Source organism: Peribacillus suis (assembly GCF_059384845.1).
The window spans coordinates 3,379,859-3,402,028 of record NZ_CM182019.1; the positions used below are offsets into that span (position 1 = coordinate 3,379,859).

A 22,170-nucleotide genomic window follows, 5' to 3' on the forward strand; every position below is an offset into this window, starting at 1 on the left:
TTAAAAAATTCAGGGAAGTTAATAGAGTTTGTGAATAATTACACCAAACAGACAGGGGCGTTAGTTCAATAAGACAATCAAACCAACACCTGATTTTACCAGATTCTATTATAAAAATCGCTCGTAATCTTGTAAAAAGGAGATGCTCCATAACCGAAGCATCTCCCTCTTGTCTCATTTTCCTCTTTCGAATACGACCCTTCCCGCCACGACCGTTTTCAACGCTTTGGCTGTCAGCATCTCGTCTGTCGTGCCATCGAATAGGTCCCGGTCGAATATCGTGAAGTCCGCGACGTAGCCTGGTTTGATGTAGCCACGCTCATGCTCTTTGTTGATGGCCTGGCTACTTCCGATCGTGTACAGTTGAATGGCTTCGAAACGGGATAGTTTTTGTTCCGGTATATAGCCTTCATGCTTGGCGCCTGGTTTTTTCCGTTCGACTGCTGCATAGATGGTTACGAGCGGATCGATGTCCTCTACTGGTGCATCCGTTCCCGCTGCACACATGATGCCCCGGTCCATCAATGTTTTCCATGGATAGGCTAAGGAAAGACGTTCTTCCCCGAGGCGATCGATGACCCACGGGAAGTCGGATGGGACGAATGCCGGTTGGATGTCCACGACAAGCGGTAGGTTGGCCATTCTTTCGACTAGGTCCTCTCGCAAGATACAGCAGTGGATGAAGCGGTCCCGCTTGCCACTTGGTGCCGGGTATTTTTCAATAACCCGAAGAACTTGTTCCGTCGCCGCGTCCCCAATCATATGGACGGCCACGACTTCGTTATGCTTGCGTGCCAATTTCACCAACGTCTCCAACTCTTCATCGGTTTGGATGAAGAGCCCTTTGTTGTCCGGTTGATCGGCATATTGTTCGGATAGGGCCGCCGTCGAACCGCCAAGGGCCCCGTCGGCAAAGATCTTCATCGCGCCCGGTTCTACATAGGGCTCGTCGAACTCTGCGTTGGCTTCGATCATTTTTTCGAATACGGCGTTATGTCGTAATATATTCACGCGGAAATGCTTCTTCTTGCCGACGACGCGGTGAAACGCCGTGAGTGGGTTTCGGAAGTCACCGAAATAGTTCATTTCCTCTGTATGCCCACCCGTCAGGCCATAAGAAAGCATGTTATCCACAGTAAGGTTCAGTGTTTTCGTCAATGAATCGATGTACGCTTCCCCTTCTTTTGGCACAGCTTCTGTAACAGGGTTCATCGCTTGGTCGAACAACAGGCCATTCAACCTGCCATCCGCATCTCTCCCGATTTCTCCGCCTGCTGGAGGTTGGCTGTCTGATGTGATGCCGCCTGCTGCAAGGGCCGCTGAGTTGCCCAACACGACGTGATGGCAAACCCGCGTCAACAGGATCGGTTCTTTTCGAATCGCATCCAGTTCCCCGATCGTTGGAATGCGCTGGTCAGCGAAGTTATTTTCGTTCCAGCCTTCCCCATACAACCAGCTATCAATTGGGGCTGTCTTCGCTGCCTCGCTCACCATCTCCAGCATCTCGGTTGCAGATCGGGCTTTTGTTAAATCAAGACGAATTAACTTTTCGCCTTGGAAGAGCATATGAAGATGGCTGTCAACGAACCCCGGATACATGGTAGCCCCTTTCAAGTCCATTCGCTCATCTGCCTGGACGCTCAGTTCATCGAATGGTCCCGTAGCGAGTATGCTGTCACCCTCGACAAGGACGGCTTCTACCGTTTCATGTTCTTTCTCCATTGTGTAAATTGTGCCGCCATACCAAAGTTTCTTCATAGGAAGGATCCCTTTCTCTGCGAGTTTTCGTTTACCGTAACGCGTCGACATCGATACGTCCTGTTTTACTTTCTCCATGGTTGCCAGTTTTCCCTTTATTCAAAAGCAATAGCCCCTCTAAAAATATGACCATCCATCTATACATCCGCATTTTCCTACAACTATGAATCGTTTAGTCAAAAATAAGGCCCCCCTTCATCAAGGTGGGCCTCAGTCAAAGTCACATTTATCTATCAAATTTCTCTCGAATAGTGCTGTACTTTCTCTTTATCGATTTCCACCCCGAATCCAACTCCATCTGGAATGATGATTTCAAAGTTTTCATAATGGATGTCATTCACCGTGATCGTATCTTTGAACAATAATGGGCCAAATAATTCCGTGCCGAATTTCATTTCCGGTATCGTTGAATATAATTGTGCACAGATGGCCGTCCCTAAGCTGGATTCGATCATCGTCCCCCCGTATAAGCCGATTCCAGCCGCTTCGGCAATGGCTGCCACTTTTTTCGTTTGAGTCATTCCGCCCGCTTTGCACACTTTCAGGGCGATGGAATTACCTGCTCTGTGTTTCGCGATTTGGAAGCAATCTTGTATGGAGTTCGCCGATTCATCCGCCATGATTGGCACCTTGAATCTGCTCGTTAGGCGTGCCATTCCTTCGTTGTTCCATGTTGGGAGTGGCTGTTCAATCATGGAGACGCCACCGTCTTCTAAGCGTGCAATGCAGGCATTCGCCGTATCTTCATCCCACGCCTGATTCACATCTACAGTAAGGCGCGCTTCGTCCCCAACAGCTTTTTTAATCTCCAATACATGTTCAACGTTTTTACTCGGATCGCCTTTACCGATTTTCAATTTGAAGATATTATGACGTTTCTGGTGTAAGAGTTCCTTCGCTTCTTCAATATCTCTATCCGTATCACCGCTCGCCAAAGTCCAGGCGACTGGAAGCGATTTATGAATCTGGCCGCCAAATAACTCAAAGGCAGGCACCTCTTTACTTCTAGCCGTTAAATCGACCATCGCCGTCTCTATCAAGGATTTGGCAAAGTAGTTGCCTCTTACGTGTTTCGAGATGTCATACATGATTTTGTCAAAGTGTACGGGTTCCTTACCGATGATCAAAGGGGATATATATCGGTCAATATTGACCTTTATGGCTTCCGGAGTGGATTCCCCGTATGAAGCACCGCCTATCGTCGCGACTTCCGACCATCCTTCATTTCCCGCTTCGTCCGTTAGGCAGGCCACAACAAGGGTCTGTTCAACAATGGTATGCATCGCCAATTGATGCGGACGGATCGTCGGTAAATCTAGTATATATATATCTACTGAACGTATTTTCATAGTTACCTCACTCTCACCTTTTTACACAATAAAATCGGCTTCTGTTTTTTCCTTCACTTCTGCAAGCGTCACACCTGGCATCAGTTCAACCAGCTTCAATTGTTGATCGACCACTTCGAATACCGCCAACTCTGTCACGATCATATCCACGCTTCTGGTCGATGTTATCGGGTAGGTGCATGCTTTCAGAATTTTGCTTTGGCCGTCTTTCGAAGTGTGGCTCATCGTTATAATGACTTTTTTCGCACCGACCAATAGATCCATGGCACCGCCTACCCCCAAGATATTCTTACCTGGAACTGCCCAATTCGCAATGATTCCTGATTGTGCAACCTGTAAGGCACCAAGTATCGCCACATCGACATGACCGCCGCGGATCATCGCGAATGAATCGGAACTATCGAAGAAGGAGGTCCCCACCGCTTCACCGACTGGTAGTTTGCCTGCATTGACAAGGTTCGGATCGATATCTTCCTCTTCAACATCCGTTACACCCAACATGCCATTCTCGGTGTGCAGGAATACGTTCTCATCCTCGAGATATTCGGCTACTAGTGTGGGGATGCCGATTCCTAAATTGACGGTACAAGGACCGTGCAATTCCTTGGCCACACGCTTCGCAATCAGATGCTGCACCTCATGTTTGCTCATTTGTTTATTCATTTGCTCACTACCCCTACCTTTGTCAAGATTTGCTGTGCTTGGATAATGGTATCGATATAAAGATGGGGTGTGACGATTTCCTCTGGATCCAATTCACCAGATTCGACGATCTCATCCACTTCTACGATGACCCTTTTCGCAGCGGTTGCCATCAATGGGTTGAAATTACGAGCCGTTTTGTAGTAAACGAGATTCCCTAGGGTATCGGCTTTATGCGCCCTGATAATGGCAACATCCGCGCGGATCGCTTTTTCCAGAATATAATTCACGCCATCAATATTGCGCTCTTCTTTTCCGATTGCAAGCTCGGTGCCGACGCCTGTGGTGGTGTAATACCCGCCGAGGCCCGCCCCACCCGCACGCAAGGATTCTGCCAATGTCCCTTGCGGCAGAATTTCCAGTTCAATTTCCCCTCTTTGATATTTGGCACCCACATCACGGTTGCTTGTAAAATAAGAGCCAATCCCCTTTTTGATTTTGTTTTGGTTGAGCAGGATTCCCAAACCCTTACCTGCTTCCCCGAGATTATTACTGACAATCGTCAAATCCTTCACGTCTTTTTTAGTCAATCCTTCAATTAGCGTAAGTGGTGCACCCACTAATCCAAAGCCGCCCACCAAAATCGTTTGACCACTTTTCACGCATGATAAGGCTTCTTGCAGATCTTGTGTCACTTTCGTCATGCCTGTCCCTCCCTTGCCCGTTTCAGGGAATCGCTGATTTCAAACCAGGCTGGAATGCCGGCCGTCAGAATGCATATGTATCCCACATCAGCTAGATCCGCCTCTGAAGCTCCGGCCTGTCTCGCTCTTTCTATCCAGGCAATGGCCTCCTCACCCCTCAATTCGGTAATGTAATTGCCCACCATGTTCAGGTATTTCAATCTAGAAGACACGGTTCCCTCACTAAGGATTTTCTCCTCGATCCTCTCGGCTTCATTCGTTTGAATGACGTTCCATGTATCTACTAAAAAACGTGTATCCAGCTCTCCCATCCAGGCAATCATCGTAGAAATCACGTCTTCAATCGTTTCAGGATCATTTGCTGGCTGTTCAACTGGTGTACCCGATAATTCCAGGGCATATGCAAAAGACTCAAGCGACACTTTAAGTGACGGAAGCCCCTTATATAAATAGGAAACTAGTAAGTATTCGACTAGTTCCGGAATCGTTGAACCATAATCCATGGCGCCCTTGGTGTGATACACCATGCTACGTGGATATAGTCTTGCTGCGTTCATGCTGGCCACGAGTACATCCTTCTCTTTACGTGATAACGCGCCATCCTGCATAATTTCACCGCGCAACCCCGTATAGTGGTCCAAGACAACTGGACTGTAATCATGCATCTTTTGCACCCAGCCCGGCACTACATCATAAACTTCCTTAAAATAATCCAACCCTTTACTCATTCATCATTCTCCCTTCTTATGTAGATTGCCATTTTTATAGTTTGATGGTTTTCAGGATGTAGGTCTCCTCACTTCTTTACTGCTTCAAAAATGTAAAAGGTGTTTGTTCGACCCTCTTCAAAAAGGATTGAATATCTTGATTGATGTCATCACGTTTTTCAAAGACCATGGTGTAGTGATTGCAGTCCGAAACGACCGTTTCGATTCGTTCCGTATACTTCTGCGTTTCCTCATAGTCGGACAGGAGGAATAACGGGGGCATGGACCCGATGTCGCCCTCAGCATACACAAGCAATACGGGGCATTGAATCTGTGAGCAAATCTCTTTTGGACTAAAGGTATAAAAGCTTTCAAAGTCAGCGAGGATTCTTGATTCGGTTGATTTATTCTCCCAATGGTCAGCTACAGGAGCCACTTCATACTCGACGGCATCCTCCAGTGTTTCTGTCCACGTGATTCCTAGGTTTCCGTAAATCCTTTTGATTTCTTCGACATAATGTTCTTGAGATTCGTATTCTTTACTCAATCGTCCCAAAGAAGGCTGAACGATCCTTCTCTGGTGTTCGGACATTGTAGCAGCGCCATCCAGCAAAATGACCGCTTTTACTGTATTTAATTTACTGGCCACAGTGGCCGATATAAAGGCTCCCATGGAGTGACCCAAGAGGATAGGGTTTTCGATATTCATTTCTTCTATTAATGCCAAGATGTCTTCGGCATGACGAAAGATGGAAGGCTCGGGATCTGTATCCGCACTATTTCCCCGTCCCCGCAGGTCGACCGAAATGAATCTGTATTCCCCTTTATAGGCATCCGCGTAATGGTACATGTTTTTATGTGTACCTGTTAGTCCATGAATCGCGATAATCGGACCTTTTTCCCCCGGGTAATCCACCACTTGGATCTCGTTCCCGTTGATCATTTTTTTATAAGAGTTCATGTATTGGCACCTCACCTTTATCCGTTATACGTATGGAAGAAATCTTTAGTGTTATGAAATAAAGGCTGCCGAAATGCTCTCGACAGCCTAGGAATTCGATTCATCAAGTATTAGAGGGTTCTCAATACAAAATTCAAGGATGCCTCTTTATGGTCCCCCACTTGTTCAAGTTTCGTTAACAAGGAAGTTCGAACGCCTTTGGCTACATCCGTTTCTAACCACTCATCCCCTTCAAAAAAGACTTGAGTGATCAGTGTTTCATGGCCTTCATGCTCGAGTTTCATATGGATGTGGGCAGGACGGTATGCATGGTACCCAGCCGCTCTTACAAATTCACCTGTTGGACCACTCGTAGGGATTTGGTAAGGAATAGGAACTCTCGCATGCACCTCGAAGTCTCCGTTCTCGTCCGTAAAGAAATGACCTCTTAAGTTAAAGTCAGGTGCTTTTGAATCAAAGTTCGAGTATAGGCCGTCGCTGTCATCCTGCCACCACTCCACTTTTGTATTGGCCAATGGTTGACCGTTAACGGAACTTGCATTTCCATAAAACACTAACTTATCTCCGGCTTCATCCGGTCTTTCCGGTATAATGAACGGTTGCTTTTCAAGTAACGGAGACCCTTCCACAAAGTAAGGTCCAAGAAGGGAAGGCTCTGTACCAGGCAACCCCTTATATTTAGCTTCCAATACATAGGTCTCGATGAAGACATCCAGGAATAGCGGGATTTCTCCACTTTTCCCCAGACGATCTGCCCAATTCACGAAATTCGTATACTCTTCATGATTAAATTGTTGTTCATCTAAAAAATTCTTCAAATGCTTAGCAAAGCTTTCATACGCTTCTAATACACGCTTATTTTGTACAATTGTTTCTGACATCATTGTTTCCCCCTCAGATTTTAAATGGCCAACTATATTTACACTTTGTAACCGCATACATTTGCAAGTGAATCGTATAGGTAATCTTTTCTTGGAGGACTTGCAAAATGAATGAACAAATTGTACGATAACCGTACATAAATTTTCTATTCGTACAACTTTATTTTACACAGGGGGTATCATTTATGTCAACTGAATATTCAGAAAATATAAAAAGTGGCGACTATATCCAATCCCTAGAACGTGGGCTGCTTGTTATTCAGGCATTTTCACAGGAAACTCCGACACTGACCATAAGTGAAGCGGCGAAAATAACCGGTTTAAGCAGACCGACTGTACGCAGAATCTTACTTACTTTGGTTCACCTAGGGTTTGCAGAATCGAAAAATGGATCCTTTTCATTAACCGCCCGAACCCTGACATTAGGCTATGCCTATATTTCTTCGAAGAACATTTGGAATATGGCCTATCCCATCATGCGGGAATTTGTTGCCCAAATAGGTGAGTCCAGTTCCATTTCTGTCTTGGACGGCACGGAAATCATCTATGTTGCCCGTGTTCCTACGAAAAGAATCATGTCGATTAATCTGGATGTCGGATCCCGCCTCCCTGCTTATGCGACGTCCATGGGACACGTGCTTCTAGCTAATCTTCAGAAAGATGAACTAGAGAAACGGTTGGATCAAATTACGCTTCAGTCGTTTACAGAAAAAACGATTGCGGACAAGCAGCAATTACTGAGCACCTTGGATCAGGTCCGTGAAATGGGTTGGGGAGGGGTTGATCAGCAATTCGAAGAAGGACTCCGATCCATCGCTGTTCCCATAAAAAACTCTGAAGGACAGGTCATTGCCGCCATCAATTGTTCCGCACATGCTGGAAGAATCAGTGAAGAAGTTCTCCAAGAAGAATTTCTTCCATTACTATTGGACACGGCAGCCAAAATTAGTAGGGCCATCGCAACATCGAACTCCTCACATTTTTAATGTATCTGTGTAAAATGCAAACCAATAAAAGCCGCCTGTTTGAAGGGACTCCCTCCTCAGGTGGCTTTTATCGTGATTCTACAAATTCTCTGGCTGCCCTTGAATCTCTCATTCCATTGATCACGGAACAATCACAAACTTACAGCTTCACTGGATTGGATGATTCGAGAAGTAATCCCGGATCATCTCTTTCATCTGTTCTTTGTTATCCGCGAATTGCCTATGCCTATGTCCATTGCCCCCGGAAGGATGCGGGAATCCTAGTAGCAGATTGCTAGCATCGAGGTGATTCTGTTCCGCCAAGTAGGTGAGGACCTTTGAGACGTTGATGCCTAGCGGAATGATGAGTGGCTGGTCCATGTTGCTGATTTCGGTCGCAAACCCTTCCATGATATGTTTCCTTAGGAGCTCCGTCTTTAAGATGTCCGGCGTCGTCCCGCTGTAGTTTTTTCCCTTATAAAACACCGGATAGTTCAGGACGGATCCTGTATGGACCAAGGAATTGGCCTCGGCGAAAAGCTCGATCGTGGAGGATAGCCCCAAGTATTCATGTAAACCCAGCTCATCCAGCATCTTGACGAGGTTTTTTCGCATCGGCCCTTCAAAGCTGGATTGTTTCTTTACTACGTGGAGGATTTCTTCCTCACTTTCTATGTAATCCTTGACTTCAATGACGGTTGAAAAGGATTTCTTCATCTGGTGTAATCCTGGTGTGATTCCGGCGATCACGACCTTGGCACGTTCATTCACATATTCAAAAGGAGCATAATAGATTTCGAGGTTTTTCTTCTCATCCCGATCCAGCAGAAATTGCTCGTTTCTGATCATATCCACTGTATACGAGGCCGGCAAGCTATACAGCAGATCCTTGTATTGCTCGAATTTCGAAAACTGTACGATACTCATGACTGTTGATCCCTTCTTTTATAAGCTTGGTGTCGTGTAAGAAAATGCTTGATCAAAGAATAGCACCAAATTCATTGCAACTGAATTCAATCGTGAAGGCTTTCTTTGTGGCTATACGATGTAAAGTATACACCCCTTCAATCAAAAGGCTATATGTACGGCCATTATCCACAAGTTTGGCCTCCGAGAAGGTTTGCTTCCATTCTCCATTAGAAGAACTGGCTATATGTGATGTAATCTGATCTACCTTTGAAAACATTTGGCCTTCCCGATTTTCATTATATTGTGTCTCAAACATACCTGAAACCTCTACTGAAAAAATCTTATCGCTAACATAAAGATGGGCTATTTTCTTCCATTCTCCATTCAAACCCATGACGGCTTCAGTAGTTTGTGAAGGTAGATTACTTAATGCCTCCCGTTCACTTGCCAAGAAGGAATCTATATGTTCTTGGACCCTTTGTTTATAGTCTTCTGACTCCGCCCAATCTTGGGGTTCAAACTCTTCAATCGAAGGTACGCCTAGATTGAGCCCTATTTTGGTCTCATTCGCCTGATGGACAATTTCCTCATACTGCTTGTGGTAGTCTTCCTTTTGTTCCTGCGTCAATTGAAGGGGACCCGTTGTTTCCACAACATCAATTGGAGGATTGGATAAAGGTGCACCCTCTATAGTCTGTTCATCCGCTAATACTTTAGGCGCCTCTTCACTCTTTGTCTGATTCGTTTCCTCATTTGCACTACATCCCATTAAAAGCACCGTTCCTAGTATTGCCCCTATGTAGAAAACTTGTTTCATCATCATTCCCCCATCCCCATTCACTTGCCATTCATCGTTATAACGATTGTAAACTTTATCCAAATGAAAATGAATAGTTTTTAATTCGCTAAACAATTTTTAAGGCTAGGTTCAAAGAAAAGATTGATTTAAATAGGCTTAGTAACAAATGGATATTTATGTTAAATTAAAAGACATACACGTTAATTGGAATTTTAGTCACCAAATAGTTGGGTCACACTGTGAAATGAATTTTAGACTAAAGATAAACATACGTATGAACAGTCTTTAGGAGGTGAGTGTTTTGTCCATCGGAATTCTTGCCCTTGTCACTATGGCGTTATGGATTGTACAAATTCATGAATTCATTAAACCTGAAGAAAAGCAAAACAATAGAAAAATCATAGTCTTAACTTCCTTCGGGTGCTTGTTTACCACGATTTTGACCATCCATCAAATTCAAAACTTCCTTGGGTAAAAGTAAATACCATCAGGAACCGCAGAAGATTATGACATTCAAAAAAAGGAATGTTCAAAGGAATATCAGATATAAATGCTTAGAACCCCCCATCATAGAGAGATTGGGAGGTTCTAGTTCTTGCGACATATTATTTTTTCACAGCATGGATGTAATGAATGGTTTCGAATGCAGACAAATAATCTGTTCGACCACCAAAGAATTTATTTTGAATGGCAACAGGTGATAAATGTTCATAAATGAGTAAACCTGAGTTTTCTAACATTTTCTCCATTTCTTCATAAGTAAAACATGATTTCATGGGCTCGCCACTAGCTGATGCCATTTGAACCATATTTTGCACTCGATTGGACAGCCCTTTTTCTTCAAAAAGGTTGTCATCTGCATAATCAAATACGATCGAACTCCCTGAAGGTAGATTGGCAAACCATTCATTAATCAAATTGGCATGTTCTTCTTTTGTTAAATAATATGAAACACCTAAAAGACTAAGAAAGGTTTTTTTGTTAGGCATGAAACCTTTTCCAATAAGATCTTGAATGGCAAATGGTCGGGTGAAATCCATTGGAACAAAATGAAGGGTATCCGGGATTGGATAATTTGCATTTTCTAGCCTGATCTTTTTAAAGTCTTGTGTAGCTGGATAATCCACTTCAAATATATCGATGCTTTCGTTTAATTCCGGGTGTCGGAAACAAAAGGTATCTAATCCCGCTCCTAAGATGACATACTGTTGAACGCCCAGCACGATTTCATGGAGTACTACATTTTCGCAATAGGCAGCACGTGCTAAAGGAGTTGGAGAAAGTTGAACTTGTGTAATCCATTTTAAAATTTCATCTGGATCATCTTGAAATTTCTTCGCTATGCTATCATTAAAGAATGGAATGCCTTTAATCATGTTCTCTTGAATATCCGCAAATTCTTTTTGGCTAATTAAATCTTTTACAATAAAATCATCAAAAATTTTGGGTGTGTCGTATTGACTATGGTAAGCCCGACCAAAGGCTGATATTAAGGAAGTCATACTTGATTCGTTCTTCTTCATACATTCATCCCCCGTATAACAAAAATAAGATTCCCCTGGCCAGGAGAACCTCATTATACACACAAAAATTTTAACTGTAAATTATAGCATAAATAAATATTTTTGTCAATCTATTCTATCTCGAAAATCCTACCTGAATATAAAAAAAACGCCAAAGTGGCGTTTTTTCTTTAAGCAGTTTTCTTATAATACGAAAGATCTTCTTCGAGCGGGATGTTGGCTGCTCGTTGTTTTTTCGCTGCGACGAAGAAGGTGATGACCAAAATGACGCTGACGATGGCTCCGATGATGTAGGAGGTATCCATCGATAATCGGAATCCGATTTGGGCGTTCAGGATATAGACCAACACCGTATATAGCATGAAGGTTCCTGGCAGTAAGGACACCCAGTAATTCTTCTTCGCGATGTACAGGTACATGGCTCCTACGAATAGGGCGATGACGGCTGTTGCTTGGTTGGCCCATGAGAAGTAGCGCCATAGGATGTTGAAGTCGATTTGCGTTAAGGCAATGGAAATGACGAACAGCGGAACCGCGATGACTAAGCGGCTGCTCATTTTCAATTGCGGAAACTTCACATAATCGGCAATGATCATCCGTGCACTTCGGAAAGCCGTATCTCCCGACGTGATTGGCAAGACGATGACTCCAAGTACGGCGATGGTGCCGAATAACGCTCCAAGTGTTACTTTTGCCGCTTCACTTACGATTAATCCCGTTCCACCTGTTGCAAGTAGTTCGTTCAATCCGACTGGTCCATCGAATAAGCTCATGGCAGCCGCGGCCCAGATCATGGCGATGATTCCTTCTGCAATCATCATTCCATAGAAGATTTTCCGGCCTTGTTTTTCATTTTGAGTCGTACGTGAAATGATCGGTGATTGTGTGGCATGGAAGCCTGATAGTGCCCCACATGAAATCGTTAGGAACAATAACGGGAAAATCGGCAGGTTATCCGGATGTAGATTGGATAACGTTAGTTCCGGTATCGGCGCTTGTTGGATGATCAAGGCTCCACCCACCCCGACGGAACTGATTAATAATAAAGCCCCGAATATCGGATAAAACCGTCCGATGATTTTATCGATGGGCAGAAGTGTCGCCAGAATATAATATAGGAAAATGGCTACCGTGATGAGCGTCAGGCTCACCGTGCCATTCATCAAGTTATGAAGCAAGGATGCTGGGGACGTGACAAATACCGTACCCACCAAAATTAATAACAGGATGGCGAATGCATTGACAACATGCTTCATCACTCTGCCCAGGAATTTACCTGCAAGTTCCGGTAAATGGGCTCCACGGTTCCGAATTGAAATCATGCCAGTTAGGTAATCATGAACCGCCCCTGCAAAGATACAGCCAAGTACGATCCAGATAAACGCAACAGGTCCATATAAAGCTCCCATAATCGGACCGAAAATGGGTCCGACCCCTGCGATGTTCAATAATTGGATCAAAGAATTCTTACTCGTGCTCATCGGCAAGTAATCGACGCCGTCCTGATTCGCATATGCCGGTGTCGGTCGGTCCGCTTTGACACCAAACATTCTCTCTATGAATTTACCATATGTAAAATATCCGATTAGTAATAGAATGACTCCACCTAAAAATGTATACATCTGTTTATGCCCTCCTTGGAATCGCTTACATATAGTATAAACGATGAATTGACAGAAAAGAGTGAATTCTTATTATCATGTCGAATTCGGAGGGTAAGAGGTTCATATGTCGAATTAACATGTAAAATGTTCAAAAATTTGTCACATGTATACCAGAAAGAATCTGAGAGTCACTTTCATTCACATCAGATTCTTTCAACTCCTATCATAACTCCAAGGCCGCTCGAAAAGCTTTGGCATACGTCCGGCTGACGGACAGCATTTCATCCCGTCCTTTCAGTTCAAGCTGGTACGCTCCATTGAACCAAGGGGTGAGACGCAATACATAATTCAAATGCACCAGATAACTTTTATGAATTCTGAAAAACGGGAATTCATGTAACCGTTCTTCTAATTCCTTCATCGTCGTTTTCACTTCATATTCATGGTCGACCGTGACGATCTTCGATACCTTTTCTTCCCGTGAAATGTACAGGATGTCATGGGGATGAATATAGAGGATTTCCCCCTCCACTTCGACAGCCAGTCTTCCGGCGCTTTTGACCGGCCTATTCTCCTCTTTCTGTAAGAATAGTTTTTCAAGGCGGCTGATTGTCTCTGCCAATTGATCGTCATCATACGGTTTCAATAGATAATCCACTGCATCCACACGAAAGGCTTCCACACCGAACTGCGGATAGGCGGTCGCAAAGACGATTCTCGGGACGTTCTTCAATTCCTGGAGGGCCTTCGCTGCCTCCATCCCATTCATGAGCGGCATCTCCACATCGAGAAAAATCACATCAGGCTGTAGCTGCATTGCCAAGACGATGGCCTGTTCCCCAGATTCACCCTCGCCGATTATATCGATGGAGGGATACTGCTTCAACAGATGAATCAATTCCTCGCGGCTATAGCGCTCATCATCTATGACAAGTGTCCGAATGACCGTTTTCATGTTCTTCCCCACTTTCTTCATTTACTTTGGAATTCGAAAGGATATCTCCGTGCCTTTTCCTGGTTCACTCCGGATCTTCAGGGCCGATTGCTGCCCCATCATCATCGTGAGCCGTTTGTTCACATTATAAAGGGCAAGGCCTGTCCCGCTTTTGGATTCAACGATTTCTTGGCCAAGCTTTTGTAACTGACCTGGCTCGATACCAGCCCCATTATCCCTTATGACGATTCTAATCGAGGCTTCCGTTTCTTTTTCAAGAAGAATATGTATCGAACAGTTTTCCGTTTTGTTTTTAAACCCATGATGGATGCTGTTCTCGATTAATGGCTGGAGGATGAGCGGCGGGATCTTCGCATGGAGAACATCTTCACCCACTTTATAATGAATGTGCAGCTTATCGACAAACCGCATTTTTTCGATATGCGCATACGCTTGAAGATGTGAAAGTTCCTCCGATAAGGTCGTCCACTCCACCGTCGTATTGGCTAGGTTCTTTCTGAAATACTGGGATAAGTGAAGCAGCATTTTCCTTGCCTTGTTAGGATCAATCCTTATTAACGAGTTGATCGTATTTAAAGCATTGAAAAGGAAATGCGGATTGATTTGGGCCTGAAGGGCTCTAATCTCAGCTTCTTGCGCCAATTTCTGTGCATCATCGAGCTGTGACACTTCCAGTTGATAGCTGAGGAGCATACTCAACCCTGACATCAACTCGACATCCACATTGTTGATTTCTTTTTCATGGCGAAAATATAACTTTAACGTCCCGACTGTCTGATTTCCCTTCTTTAAAGGACCAATGATGACCGCGCCTAACGGACAATCGGAAACCTGGCAATGAATATCCCGTTTTCCCACTACGATCAGTTCCCCACCTTCGATCACCTGGCGTGTGATTTCTGTCTGGAGCGGGCGTCCCGGCGAGTGATGGTCATCCCCCAAACCGATATGGGCGAGGATCTTCGTTTCATTGGTAATCGCGATGGCACTTGCCTTCACTTCATCAAACAAAATCCGGCATACCGCGGCAGCCGACTTTTCGTTCATACCCTGGCGCATGTACCCGAGGGTTTGCCTTGCAATCCTCAATGACTTCTGTGCCTGCAAAGCAGCAGCCTTCTCCTCTTCATTCAGAACACTTCGGATGATTAATAGAAACAAGGCACTGCCTAGGCCATTGGCGATAATCATCGGAATACCAATATGCCCGACAAGGGAAAAGGCCTGTTCGGTCGGTTTCGACAGAAGAAGAATGATGAACATCTGCATCGCTTCGGCGAACGCCCCGATCATTAAAGCCTTGGAAAGTTTAACATGTTTGTTTTTCTTATAAAAAAGACCCGCAAGCAGCCCGGCAAGTATCGTGGCGACCCCACAGGAAAGCGCCGTGAATCCTCCCAATGCAAAACGATGAATCCCCGCGACGATCCCAGCACCAAGTCCGATGCGCCATCCCCCGAATAAACCGGCAAGTACAACGCCGATCACGCGGGAGTTGGCAATGGCCTCATCTTCCCCGACAGACCCGACCCACCGGTTGAACTCAAGCGATTCGGGACTCAATGTCAGTCCGGTATAGGTGCCAATGATGCCGAACACCCCAAAGAACAAAATGGCTTTGACCTGTTGCTTCCGGTTAAAATGATCCTCATTCAACATTTGTCGAAAGAAACGAAAACGGGTCACGATAAAGGCAATCGTCACGATGATCCCGAGCCGTTCCGTCATGGTAATCAACAATTCCATGATGATCTGCCTCCCCCAATCCCTCTTGCAATCCCTGTATGGATAGCTTGTACTCTACACAATACCTTCTATTATTATACGCTCGATGGATGGGTTCTCCATACCTTTTCTAAAGACCCAATCAAAAAAGCCGACTGATTTTATAATAAAATCAATCGGCTTATATGAGTGGTACTGTATGGGATTTAAGCATTTACGGTTTTACGTGCTTGACTTTCATGCAATTTCTTCATGGCAAACCTGGCTACTGGTTGAGCGATCAACGTTTCAACCCAGAATGCGATAAAGAAGTTACGTGGCCAGTCATAAAAGAACGTATGAATCGGCTTCCAGCTAATTTCCCCCATGCCAACCCAAGAACCGATAACTGTCAGTAAAACGGACAAGATGCTCACGCTAAATAATATTGTGAACAACACCCGTGCATTAAAGCCGTCCGTAGGTCCAGCAAACTTTTGTACAAGCTTAGTAACAAGTGGATTTACCACAAATGGTACCAATATAATGACACAAACCCAAACAAACGGAATCACTTTTAACGTATCAACATACACGTCCTTCGTGAATCCAAATTTAAATGCCATAATAAGTGGTGCGATAATGTTGACAGAAAGAATGGAAATGATGGCTAAAAACAATATAAATTCTTTTCCGCCTCTTGGTAATCTTGTTTCCCCGTGCATATCGATCCATCTCCCATATAAAAAAATATTTCAGATGGCAGACGTATCATGAGACATATATTTTTGGCCCCCCAAAAAGAAAGACCAATATCTCTACACACTGATATAGCTAGTTTATCATTTTTCCCAAATTAATTCCAAGTCCTTTTTTCCATGAAAAACACATGCTACATGCATCAAAGTACTAGTCATGGAGTGATGACCAACAGAAAATATATTTTTTATTGTTAACCTAGCGGATGGGGTGTTTATCTTCCAATATAAAAGGAGTATAATGGAAAATGAGTCAGGTATTTACCTGCTCACGATTCCTTAGGTGACCGCCTTTTTAGGCCCCCTCTCCTAAGGTTTTTTGTTTTTTTAAATTGAACAAGGTTGCCGTATGGTCCCTTTATTTTTTTGATTGGGAGGTTTACATCATACTTCGTCCCTTCCCCCGTGCTAAAATAGGAGAGTGGTCCGCTACATTCCACTTTTAAGAAAGACGCCGGGAAGTTTATTATTTTGAAACGGAGATGAGGGAGATTAAACAGCAGCGGTTAGTAGTTAAACGCAAAAGAACGCTAATAGAAATGATATTAGATATCATTTCGCTCTTATTTCTTATTTCAAGTGTTGTATACATAATGACGGAATGGTCTTCTCTACCAAGTCAAATACCCTTTCAATTTAATTCGTTCGGGAAAGTGAGTATTTTGGGTTCAAAGGAAAGCGTACTTGCCCTTCCGCTATTTGGTCTGATCATCTGGATTGGCTTGACGGTCCTTGAAAGATTCCCACATCGCATTACCTTGCCTTTTTTTCTTCAAGAGAATAAGGAAATGGAGTTCAGGAATAATCGGATTCTGATCAACATGACCAAGAATGTACTGGTCATCTTTTTCACTTATACCAACTGGACTAGCATACAATTAGTTTTAATCTGACAAATGACAATGGCGCTCAAATGAGCGCCATTTAACGTTTCTATTTAAAAAATCGACTTTCATTTCAATATAATATGTATTTTTTTCAAAATACTAGTTTACTAGAGTGTGGATTAGGATATATATGATACTGTAAGCAACACAAAAAACTTTTATAGGAGTGATTAACATGGCTGACAATAACAAAATGAGTCGGGAAGAAGCAGGTCGCAAAGGTGGAGAAGCAACTTCAAAAAATCACGATAAAGAGTTTTATCAAGAGATCGGTGAAAAAGGCGGAGAAGCGACCTCCAAAAATCATGACAAAGAGTTTTACCAAGAAATCGGTGAAAAGGGCGGAAAAGCTCGCAGCGATAACAATAACAATTAAACCATTCCATAAAACGAGTAATTGTCTTAACGGGCAATTATTCGTTTTTTTTGTTTGTTTTGTTTTTATCGATCGATTCTTGGTATTTATCGGTCAATTCATTACTTTTATCGGTCAATTCACATGATTTATCGGTCAATCCCGACTTTTTATCGGTCTAACTGCCTTTCAGCGCCAGTAACATCCAGAAGAAATGGTACACCGTGACGGCGGCATACGCTACCAAACAAAGCAAGATTCCGCCATTCACCACTTTTCTACGTTTTAACTGCGGATAGATCCACAAGAGAAGTAAAGGAAGGAACAGTTTGCATCCGTAGAAGAAGGAGCGATTCCAATGATACACTTCTTTCATGAGGGGGTTCAGTTCTCTTATGTATCCCGCCTGGATGCCAAAATCGGTTACCACCGCATCGAACAGACATAGCACGAAAATCCATACGAGCATATTCTTCATCTTCTCTTTCGAAATCCTTGCTTCATCCACCATGATCTCCTCCTACCACTATCTTTTCAAAAGTACGAATGGAACATACCTTATCAAGAAGGAACAGTAAAGATGCCAGACAAATTGTTCTTAGTAAAGAACGGTCAATCCATACTCCCTTAAAGGAGCATGTTGATCAGGGAGTATCCATACAGGTCGTTTTGGATGGAAAAAATACAATTCTATAGTTTCCATCCAGCTCTTCTTTGATTTTTTCCGTTAATCGTAATCCCTTTTCATTATGTTCTTTTTCAAGAGTCATTCCGTCTGGAAGCATGGTATCCGTTTCCCAATCTATCCAGTCTCCATACTCTCTCACCCAATCTGATAGCTCCTTTTTCAGTTCATCTGAAATGGGGACTTCATCTAAATCCAGGTTACAGCCACAGAGATGGCACCATATCGGATCTGCACCGATATCTGCTTCCAATTTCAAGATGGACGGTTTCCGTCGTGCACATAAGCAATCCAGCTTCACTTATCCCCCTTTGGTTCTAAATTGGACGGGTTATCCACATAAGAACCAAGGATGAACCCGCAATTCGAGCAATAGTAAGAGGTGATCTTGGACGGCTTATTCTTTAAATGATCATAGGAGAACATTTGAACAAATTTGAACCCTGTCCCAAGTATCCCTTTCTTAATCGAGTATGAGTTACATTTCGGGCATTGATCCTCACTCAACTTTTTTCACTCTCCCTTCATCTATTTCTTCCACATTTTCTTCGGTTCCGTCTTCTTTAACCGCTTTTACTTTTACGTCCTTAATATCGCTAATGGCATAGCCTTCTCCCATTCGATGATTGCTTGGGCGCTATTTCATGCACTACACGTAATCAATCTATTTATTCGACCACGCCACGCACCCAAGCATCCTTCATCAAACTTTCAACCACGCTTCACTCCGAACAGGCTGGTGAATAGTGTCAAACCAGCTACGACCGGTATGATCCTGAAGCTATCTCTTGAAAGCAGCCAATATGGGTCGGGAAAATAGGCTGCGTTTGGAAAAAAGGTATACACGATTGGTACGTATAAGGATAGAATCAGACATGGAAGGGTGACGCAGATAAAAAGAGGCATTTGGAGCTTGAATGTCCATCCCTTCACGAAAAGCAGGGACACGTATAGACCAAATACAATGGGTACCACGCTATCGAACCAGAATAAGGGCTCGATGATAAATGTGGCTTCGACTTTCTTCTGAATGGTCAATCCAAGGGTATAACTGACAACAAGCAGGACAAATAACCCCGCCAACCAAAGTACTTTCACCACATAACTAAACCAAGTAGGATAAGGACGCATCTCAACAACTCCCCCTCTATACAACCACCTTTATTTTACCATTTTTACCAATATTATATTTGAGTGATTTGAGATAATAACAAATAACACTGCCTTTTATCATTAATAGGCAGTGTTCCTATTTTCAATCTAGCAGGAATACTTCATCTCCGACCCCTATTTCCCCTGTTCGAGTGACAGAGGCATACACGCCAAAATGGTTAGCACAGTTCTTTTGGACCGCTTTTTGCAAAGTGGGGTCCCGCTCGGCATCGTCCGGATTCACCGTGATGATCATGCACCTTTCACAGGGCCTTCTTAATTCGATTTCCACATCCCGGCCTATTTTCATCCGTTTTCCGAACCAGGTTTGTTCAATGAATGGGATTCTATCGGTTAACGAGATGACGAAGTTGGGCCGAAACCGTCGGTGGTCGAGATGGTCTTTCCCCCATATCGTTTGTAATTCGTTCAGGGACGCATCCGTCACCAGTTGAATAGGCTCCGCTTCTATCGCTCCTAATGGTACATGGGTAGGCGAATATTCAATGAAAGAAACCTTCCGTTTCGATTCATTTTCCATGGCCCTGAGTAAATCCTCATCCCCCCAAGTGATGACCTTTCCTTCCGGTGAGGTAATTTCCACTGTGGGATAAGCAACCATCGACTCTTCCCCGACAAACCGCGCTTGATATTGAACCATTTTCTGATGTTGAGTGATGGTCAAAAATTTACCTGGCCTCGTTTCATCCAAGAACGCATGACTGCGATCTCCATATACCCCGTACTGCATGACATTCGTTTTTTGGACGCTCTCCCCACGAAATGATTTAACAGGATGCCGCACGATTTCCTTCATATGACCGACTAACATGCTATCCCTCCTACGTACTGTCCATTGATATTCTGCCATAATACCTGGATGTGATGGGAGCACGTGACAAAAAAGAACGGACTCTACACATGAGTAGAACCCGTTCCTTTTTTATATGCTTCCATTATTCTTTTTAGAACCATAGATAGGAAAATTACTGCGTCTTTTCCATGAACAATGAAAGACATTGATGACGGTATGTGAGCAAATATCATGATGATTGTACTTGTCGATCGGTTTTAACCTCACCCGTTGCCTTTTGATCGATTTTGATAAAGATTCGCTCCAATTCACGTTTGTCTTGAAGCAAAGTATTTCGGTTTTCTTTAAGCAGTTGATTAAATGACTTTGTTCTTCTAGGCATTCTTCATTCACCTCTTAGCTGATTGAATTCTTTTTGAAGTACAATAACTGGTAACTCATATAATTGTTTATCGTTTTTCTTGAAAATGCCGAATTTCAATAGTTCTTGGATAAGCTGATCTTTGATAGCTTCTCCCTTTTTATCTATTTGGGTTCTCATGAAAACCCTCCTTCATAAATAAACAGACTTTTCGTTGTTTGGAATACGTAATATTCGATTGAACGGAAAAATCCCTACTTTCTCTTTTGTCTTCCTCATATAAGAGCATGATCTGCAAAATCTTCGCATTTCTTTACTTGATTATATGTAGTAGGTTCATGATGGACTTTAAGAATCCAATCACAATTTATGACCACAGCATTCTTTCATTTTTTCTAAAAAAATCTGAATCGCTACACAAGGATTTCTATAACCCAAATCGCCTGAACTCAAACATGCAATCTTCATTCCGCGCAAGATTCACTTGTTCAATTTCCTCATGAAATTCCATTGCTTCATAAGGTCATTCCTCTTTATTCCATGTATATAAACCGATAAAGGTCAAATCAAACCACTTTAAAGTGTCTACTTCTCAGGTATCCAATCTTTCCATATATACTTTCAGCCTACAGTTGTGAGGCTACTCTTCATAATTACGGCCATTTTCTCGGTAGTACCGGATAAAAAACGATAAGTACCTTCTTCCTCTCACCTGCCTAATTGAGAACTTTTTTCACTATACCCTCACTATAAATGAAAATGATTCTCAGTGTCAATTATATATATTCGACTGATTCGATAGAGGGGGAAGTTTACTTCATAAGTCATTTGGTGAAATCCTCTGGTGACCACCAGGTACCCAACACCACCATGGTTTGTATTTTAACCGTATTGGCAATAGTCATCATCTTCTTATTCCTCTATTGTTCGATTCCCTTATTGATTCATTCTTGATTAACTTGGCTGCCCCTGCAACCTCGGTGATGCAATCAACAGGCTGATTTGGCGCTGTTCATTGATTCCAAGAAAGCTACATTCAAGTCTTTCTTCTATAAAATTTCTCACAAAACAAAAACACCTGTTGTCTACTGACAATCAAGTGTTTTAAGGTATACATATATTCGAAGTTCAATAATACAATGGGAAGTTTCATATTTTTGGATAGTATCAAATTATTATTACTTCAAGATTCCAAATCCGAGCATATCTTTACCTGTATACAAAATTAAAGATTATTATTTTTTATCTCCATAAACCACTCATCAGCAATATGGCTAGCTGTTTTAATTTCATCATTCGTATATACTAAATCATACTTGTATTCGGCTTTGAAGTTTCCACTTTTAACATCATATATTAATTTCATTTCAGTTGGCATGTCACGCTCATATTCTTTGCATAATTCTTCAATTTTCTCAATATTTTCACATATAATGCGCAATACCATAGACTGTCTTTTGGTAGACACATCGTATCTTACGTCTTCATCTTCCAATGCATCATTTACTTTATGACGTTCTACATACTTATTGTTAATGCAATAAAAGAAACTTCCCGAAATAATTCCTTCCTCACGCGAAGCATAAACGTACACTTTATCCGCCCTATCTTCAACATATTCCATACATATAGATATCATATCTGCCTGCAATTCACTAAATTTATCTTCAAATTCTTTCATACTACTTTTTCACTCC

Annotated in this window: 24 protein-coding genes and 1 pseudogene; 4 read left to right on the forward strand and 21 right to left on the reverse strand. The window is 43.0% G+C overall.

All coding sequences use genetic code 11. The features are described from left to right. Positions 1-174: 174 nt before the first annotated feature. The 7 genes from AC503W_RS16490 to AC503W_RS16520 all read right to left on the reverse strand — a co-directional run bounded on the left by AC503W_RS16490 (position 175) and on the right by AC503W_RS16520 (position 7,005). Positions 175-1,836 (reverse strand): amidohydrolase, encoded by a 1,662-nt coding sequence (locus tag AC503W_RS16490; protein ID WP_494915020.1) that lies wholly within the window; start codon positions 1,834-1,836, stop codon positions 175-177. A gap of 155 nt (positions 1,837-1,991) precedes the next feature. Then, positions 1,992-3,107, reverse strand: a complete 1,116-nt coding sequence (locus AC503W_RS16495; RefSeq protein WP_494915021.1) for a muconate cycloisomerase family protein — start codon at positions 3,105-3,107, stop codon at positions 1,992-1,994. Between the two features lie 21 nt (positions 3,108-3,128). Further along, on the reverse strand, positions 3,129-3,770 hold the full coding sequence (locus AC503W_RS16500; RefSeq protein ID WP_403080214.1) for a 3-oxoacid CoA-transferase subunit B: 642 nt from the start codon (positions 3,768-3,770) through the stop codon (positions 3,129-3,131). Next, positions 3,767-4,453, reverse strand: a complete 687-nt coding sequence (locus AC503W_RS16505) for a CoA transferase subunit A (RefSeq protein ID WP_403122544.1) — start codon at positions 4,451-4,453, stop codon at positions 3,767-3,769. The genes AC503W_RS16500 and AC503W_RS16505 overlap by 4 nt, the downstream gene beginning before the upstream one ends. After that, complete coding sequence (locus AC503W_RS16510; RefSeq protein ID WP_494915024.1) at positions 4,450-5,181, reverse strand: carboxymuconolactone decarboxylase family protein; 732 nt, start codon at positions 5,179-5,181, stop codon at positions 4,450-4,452. The genes AC503W_RS16505 and AC503W_RS16510 overlap by 4 nt, the downstream gene beginning before the upstream one ends. Before the next feature lie 76 nt (positions 5,182-5,257). Continuing rightward, positions 5,258-6,121, reverse strand: coding sequence for an alpha/beta fold hydrolase (locus AC503W_RS16515; RefSeq protein ID WP_494915026.1), 864 nt, complete (start codon positions 6,119-6,121; stop codon positions 5,258-5,260). 110 nt (positions 6,122-6,231) lie between these two features. Beyond that, the gene (locus AC503W_RS16520) at positions 6,232-7,005 is read right to left on the reverse strand and encodes a dioxygenase family protein (RefSeq protein ID WP_494915028.1); all 774 of its coding nucleotides are present in this window, start codon (positions 7,003-7,005) and stop codon (positions 6,232-6,234) included. Between the two features lie 182 nt (positions 7,006-7,187). Here AC503W_RS16520 and AC503W_RS16525 point away from each other — a divergent pair, with 182 nt between their 5' ends. Further along, on the forward strand, positions 7,188-7,988 hold the full coding sequence (locus AC503W_RS16525; RefSeq protein WP_407407782.1) for an IclR family transcriptional regulator domain-containing protein: 801 nt from the start codon (positions 7,188-7,190) through the stop codon (positions 7,986-7,988). Between the two features lie 147 nt (positions 7,989-8,135). Here AC503W_RS16525 and AC503W_RS16530 read toward each other — a convergent pair whose 3' ends face one another. Together AC503W_RS16530 and AC503W_RS16535 are read right to left on the reverse strand one after the other, a co-directional pair. Then, positions 8,136-8,894, reverse strand: a complete 759-nt coding sequence (locus AC503W_RS16530) for a uracil-DNA glycosylase family protein (RefSeq protein ID WP_494915031.1) — start codon at positions 8,892-8,894, stop codon at positions 8,136-8,138. A gap of 52 nt (positions 8,895-8,946) precedes the next feature. Next, the gene (locus AC503W_RS16535; protein WP_494915032.1) at positions 8,947-9,699 is read right to left on the reverse strand and encodes a hypothetical protein; all 753 of its coding nucleotides are present in this window, start codon (positions 9,697-9,699) and stop codon (positions 8,947-8,949) included. Between the two features lie 277 nt (positions 9,700-9,976). Here AC503W_RS16535 and AC503W_RS16540 point away from each other — a divergent pair, with 277 nt between their 5' ends. Next, on the forward strand, positions 9,977-10,150 hold the full coding sequence (locus AC503W_RS16540; RefSeq protein WP_407407787.1) for a hypothetical protein: 174 nt from the start codon (positions 9,977-9,979) through the stop codon (positions 10,148-10,150). 130 nt (positions 10,151-10,280) lie between these two features. On the opposite strand, the gene AC503W_RS16545 is transcribed toward AC503W_RS16540, so the two are convergent. The 5 genes from AC503W_RS16545 to AC503W_RS16565 all read right to left on the reverse strand — a co-directional run bounded on the left by AC503W_RS16545 (position 10,281) and on the right by AC503W_RS16565 (position 16,186). Then, entirely contained in the window at positions 10,281-11,198 is a 918-nt protein-coding gene (locus tag AC503W_RS16545) for a class I SAM-dependent methyltransferase (protein ID WP_494915034.1), read from the reverse strand. 170 nt (positions 11,199-11,368) lie between these two features. Next, entirely contained in the window at positions 11,369-12,820 is a 1,452-nt protein-coding gene (locus tag AC503W_RS16550) for a carbon starvation CstA family protein (RefSeq protein WP_403080207.1), read from the reverse strand. A 205-nt stretch (positions 12,821-13,025) separates the two neighbouring features. Then, positions 13,026-13,757 (reverse strand): LytR/AlgR family response regulator transcription factor, encoded by a 732-nt coding sequence (locus AC503W_RS16555; protein ID WP_427687554.1) that lies wholly within the window; start codon positions 13,755-13,757, stop codon positions 13,026-13,028. Between the two features lie 21 nt (positions 13,758-13,778). Beyond that, entirely contained in the window at positions 13,779-15,506 is a 1,728-nt protein-coding gene (locus tag AC503W_RS16560) for a LytS/YhcK type 5TM receptor domain-containing protein (RefSeq protein WP_494917389.1), read from the reverse strand. 182 nt (positions 15,507-15,688) lie between these two features. Next, positions 15,689-16,186: a hypothetical protein gene (locus AC503W_RS16565; RefSeq protein ID WP_494915037.1), complete on the reverse strand. Its 498-nt coding sequence runs from the start codon at positions 16,184-16,186 to the stop codon at positions 15,689-15,691. 626 nt (positions 16,187-16,812) lie between these two features. Between AC503W_RS16565 and AC503W_RS16570 the strand changes: the two genes are divergently transcribed. Together AC503W_RS16570 and gsiB are read left to right on the forward strand one after the other, a co-directional pair. After that, positions 16,813-17,112, forward strand: a complete 300-nt coding sequence (locus AC503W_RS16570) for a hypothetical protein (RefSeq protein ID WP_483878327.1) — start codon at positions 16,813-16,815, stop codon at positions 17,110-17,112. Positions 17,113-17,281: 169 nt separating this feature from the next. After that, a pseudogene (gene gsiB, locus AC503W_RS16575) lies at positions 17,282-17,476 on the forward strand (glucose starvation-inducible protein GsiB); the annotation flags it as partial. Between the two features lie 163 nt (positions 17,477-17,639). Here gsiB and AC503W_RS16580 read toward each other — a convergent pair. From AC503W_RS16580 to AC503W_RS16610, 7 genes are all read right to left on the reverse strand, one after another. Further along, the gene (locus tag AC503W_RS16580) at positions 17,640-17,972 is read right to left on the reverse strand and encodes a DUF5658 family protein (RefSeq protein ID WP_494915039.1); all 333 of its coding nucleotides are present in this window, start codon (positions 17,970-17,972) and stop codon (positions 17,640-17,642) included. Between the two features lie 133 nt (positions 17,973-18,105). Continuing rightward, entirely contained in the window at positions 18,106-18,447 is a 342-nt protein-coding gene (locus AC503W_RS16585; protein ID WP_494915041.1) for an immunity protein CdiI family protein, read from the reverse strand. A 410-nt stretch (positions 18,448-18,857) separates the two neighbouring features. Beyond that, complete coding sequence (locus tag AC503W_RS16590) at positions 18,858-19,277, reverse strand: hypothetical protein (protein WP_494915043.1); 420 nt, start codon at positions 19,275-19,277, stop codon at positions 18,858-18,860. A 124-nt stretch (positions 19,278-19,401) separates the two neighbouring features. Next, complete coding sequence (locus AC503W_RS16595) at positions 19,402-20,130, reverse strand: MOSC domain-containing protein (protein ID WP_494915045.1); 729 nt, start codon at positions 20,128-20,130, stop codon at positions 19,402-19,404. Between the two features lie 211 nt (positions 20,131-20,341). Then, complete coding sequence (locus AC503W_RS16600; RefSeq protein WP_494915047.1) at positions 20,342-20,494, reverse strand: FbpB family small basic protein; 153 nt, start codon at positions 20,492-20,494, stop codon at positions 20,342-20,344. Between the two features lie 3 nt (positions 20,495-20,497). Continuing rightward, entirely contained in the window at positions 20,498-20,653 is a 156-nt protein-coding gene (locus tag AC503W_RS16605) for a Fur-regulated basic protein FbpA (RefSeq protein WP_402873264.1), read from the reverse strand. A 1,045-nt stretch (positions 20,654-21,698) separates the two neighbouring features. Next, positions 21,699-22,154: a DUF600 domain-containing protein gene (locus AC503W_RS16610; protein ID WP_427687568.1), complete on the reverse strand. Its 456-nt coding sequence runs from the start codon at positions 22,152-22,154 to the stop codon at positions 21,699-21,701. Positions 22,155-22,170: the final 16 nt, after the last annotated feature.

Bases quoted from the DNA above. Each gene is read 5' to 3' on its own strand.
- AC503W_RS16490 (WP_494915020.1), bottom strand. From the start codon at position 1,836: ATGGAGAAAGTAAAACAGGACGTATCGATGTCGACGCGTTACGGTAAA.
- AC503W_RS16495 (WP_494915021.1), bottom strand. From the start codon at position 3,107: ATGAAAATACGTTCAGTAGATATATATATACTAGATTTACCGACGATC.
- AC503W_RS16500 (WP_403080214.1), bottom strand. From the start codon at position 3,770: ATGAATAAACAAATGAGCAAACATGAGGTGCAGCATCTGATTGCGAAG.
- AC503W_RS16505 (WP_403122544.1), bottom strand. From the start codon at position 4,453: ATGACGAAAGTGACACAAGATCTGCAAGAAGCCTTATCATGCGTGAAA.
- AC503W_RS16510 (WP_494915024.1), bottom strand. From the start codon at position 5,181: ATGAGTAAAGGGTTGGATTATTTTAAGGAAGTTTATGATGTAGTGCCG.
- AC503W_RS16515 (WP_494915026.1), bottom strand. From the start codon at position 6,121: ATGAACTCTTATAAAAAAATGATCAACGGGAACGAGATCCAAGTGGTG.
- AC503W_RS16520 (WP_494915028.1), bottom strand. From the start codon at position 7,005: ATGATGTCAGAAACAATTGTACAAAATAAGCGTGTATTAGAAGCGTAT.
- AC503W_RS16525 (WP_407407782.1), top strand. From the start codon at position 7,188: ATGTCAACTGAATATTCAGAAAATATAAAAAGTGGCGACTATATCCAA.
- AC503W_RS16530 (WP_494915031.1), bottom strand. From the start codon at position 8,894: ATGAGTATCGTACAGTTTTCGAAATTCGAGCAATACAAGGATCTGCTG.
- AC503W_RS16535 (WP_494915032.1), bottom strand. From the start codon at position 9,699: ATGATGATGAAACAAGTTTTCTACATAGGGGCAATACTAGGAACGGTG.
- AC503W_RS16545 (WP_494915034.1), bottom strand. From the start codon at position 11,198: ATGAAGAAGAACGAATCAAGTATGACTTCCTTAATATCAGCCTTTGGT.
- AC503W_RS16550 (WP_403080207.1), bottom strand. From the start codon at position 12,820: ATGTATACATTTTTAGGTGGAGTCATTCTATTACTAATCGGATATTTT.
- AC503W_RS16555 (WP_427687554.1), bottom strand. From the start codon at position 13,757: ATGAAAACGGTCATTCGGACACTTGTCATAGATGATGAGCGCTATAGC.
- AC503W_RS16565 (WP_494915037.1), bottom strand. From the start codon at position 16,186: ATGCACGGGGAAACAAGATTACCAAGAGGCGGAAAAGAATTTATATTG.
- AC503W_RS16570 (WP_483878327.1), top strand. From the start codon at position 16,813: ATGACGGAATGGTCTTCTCTACCAAGTCAAATACCCTTTCAATTTAAT.
- AC503W_RS16580 (WP_494915039.1), bottom strand. From the start codon at position 17,972: ATGGTGGATGAAGCAAGGATTTCGAAAGAGAAGATGAAGAATATGCTC.
- AC503W_RS16590 (WP_494915043.1), bottom strand. From the start codon at position 19,277: ATGCGTCCTTATCCTACTTGGTTTAGTTATGTGGTGAAAGTACTTTGG.
- AC503W_RS16595 (WP_494915045.1), bottom strand. From the start codon at position 20,130: ATGTTAGTCGGTCATATGAAGGAAATCGTGCGGCATCCTGTTAAATCA.
- AC503W_RS16600 (WP_494915047.1), bottom strand. From the start codon at position 20,494: ATGCCTAGAAGAACAAAGTCATTTAATCAACTGCTTAAAGAAAACCGA.
- AC503W_RS16605 (WP_402873264.1), bottom strand. From the start codon at position 20,653: ATGAGAACCCAAATAGATAAAAAGGGAGAAGCTATCAAAGATCAGCTT.
- AC503W_RS16610 (WP_427687568.1), bottom strand. From the start codon at position 22,154: ATGAAAGAATTTGAAGATAAATTTAGTGAATTGCAGGCAGATATGATA.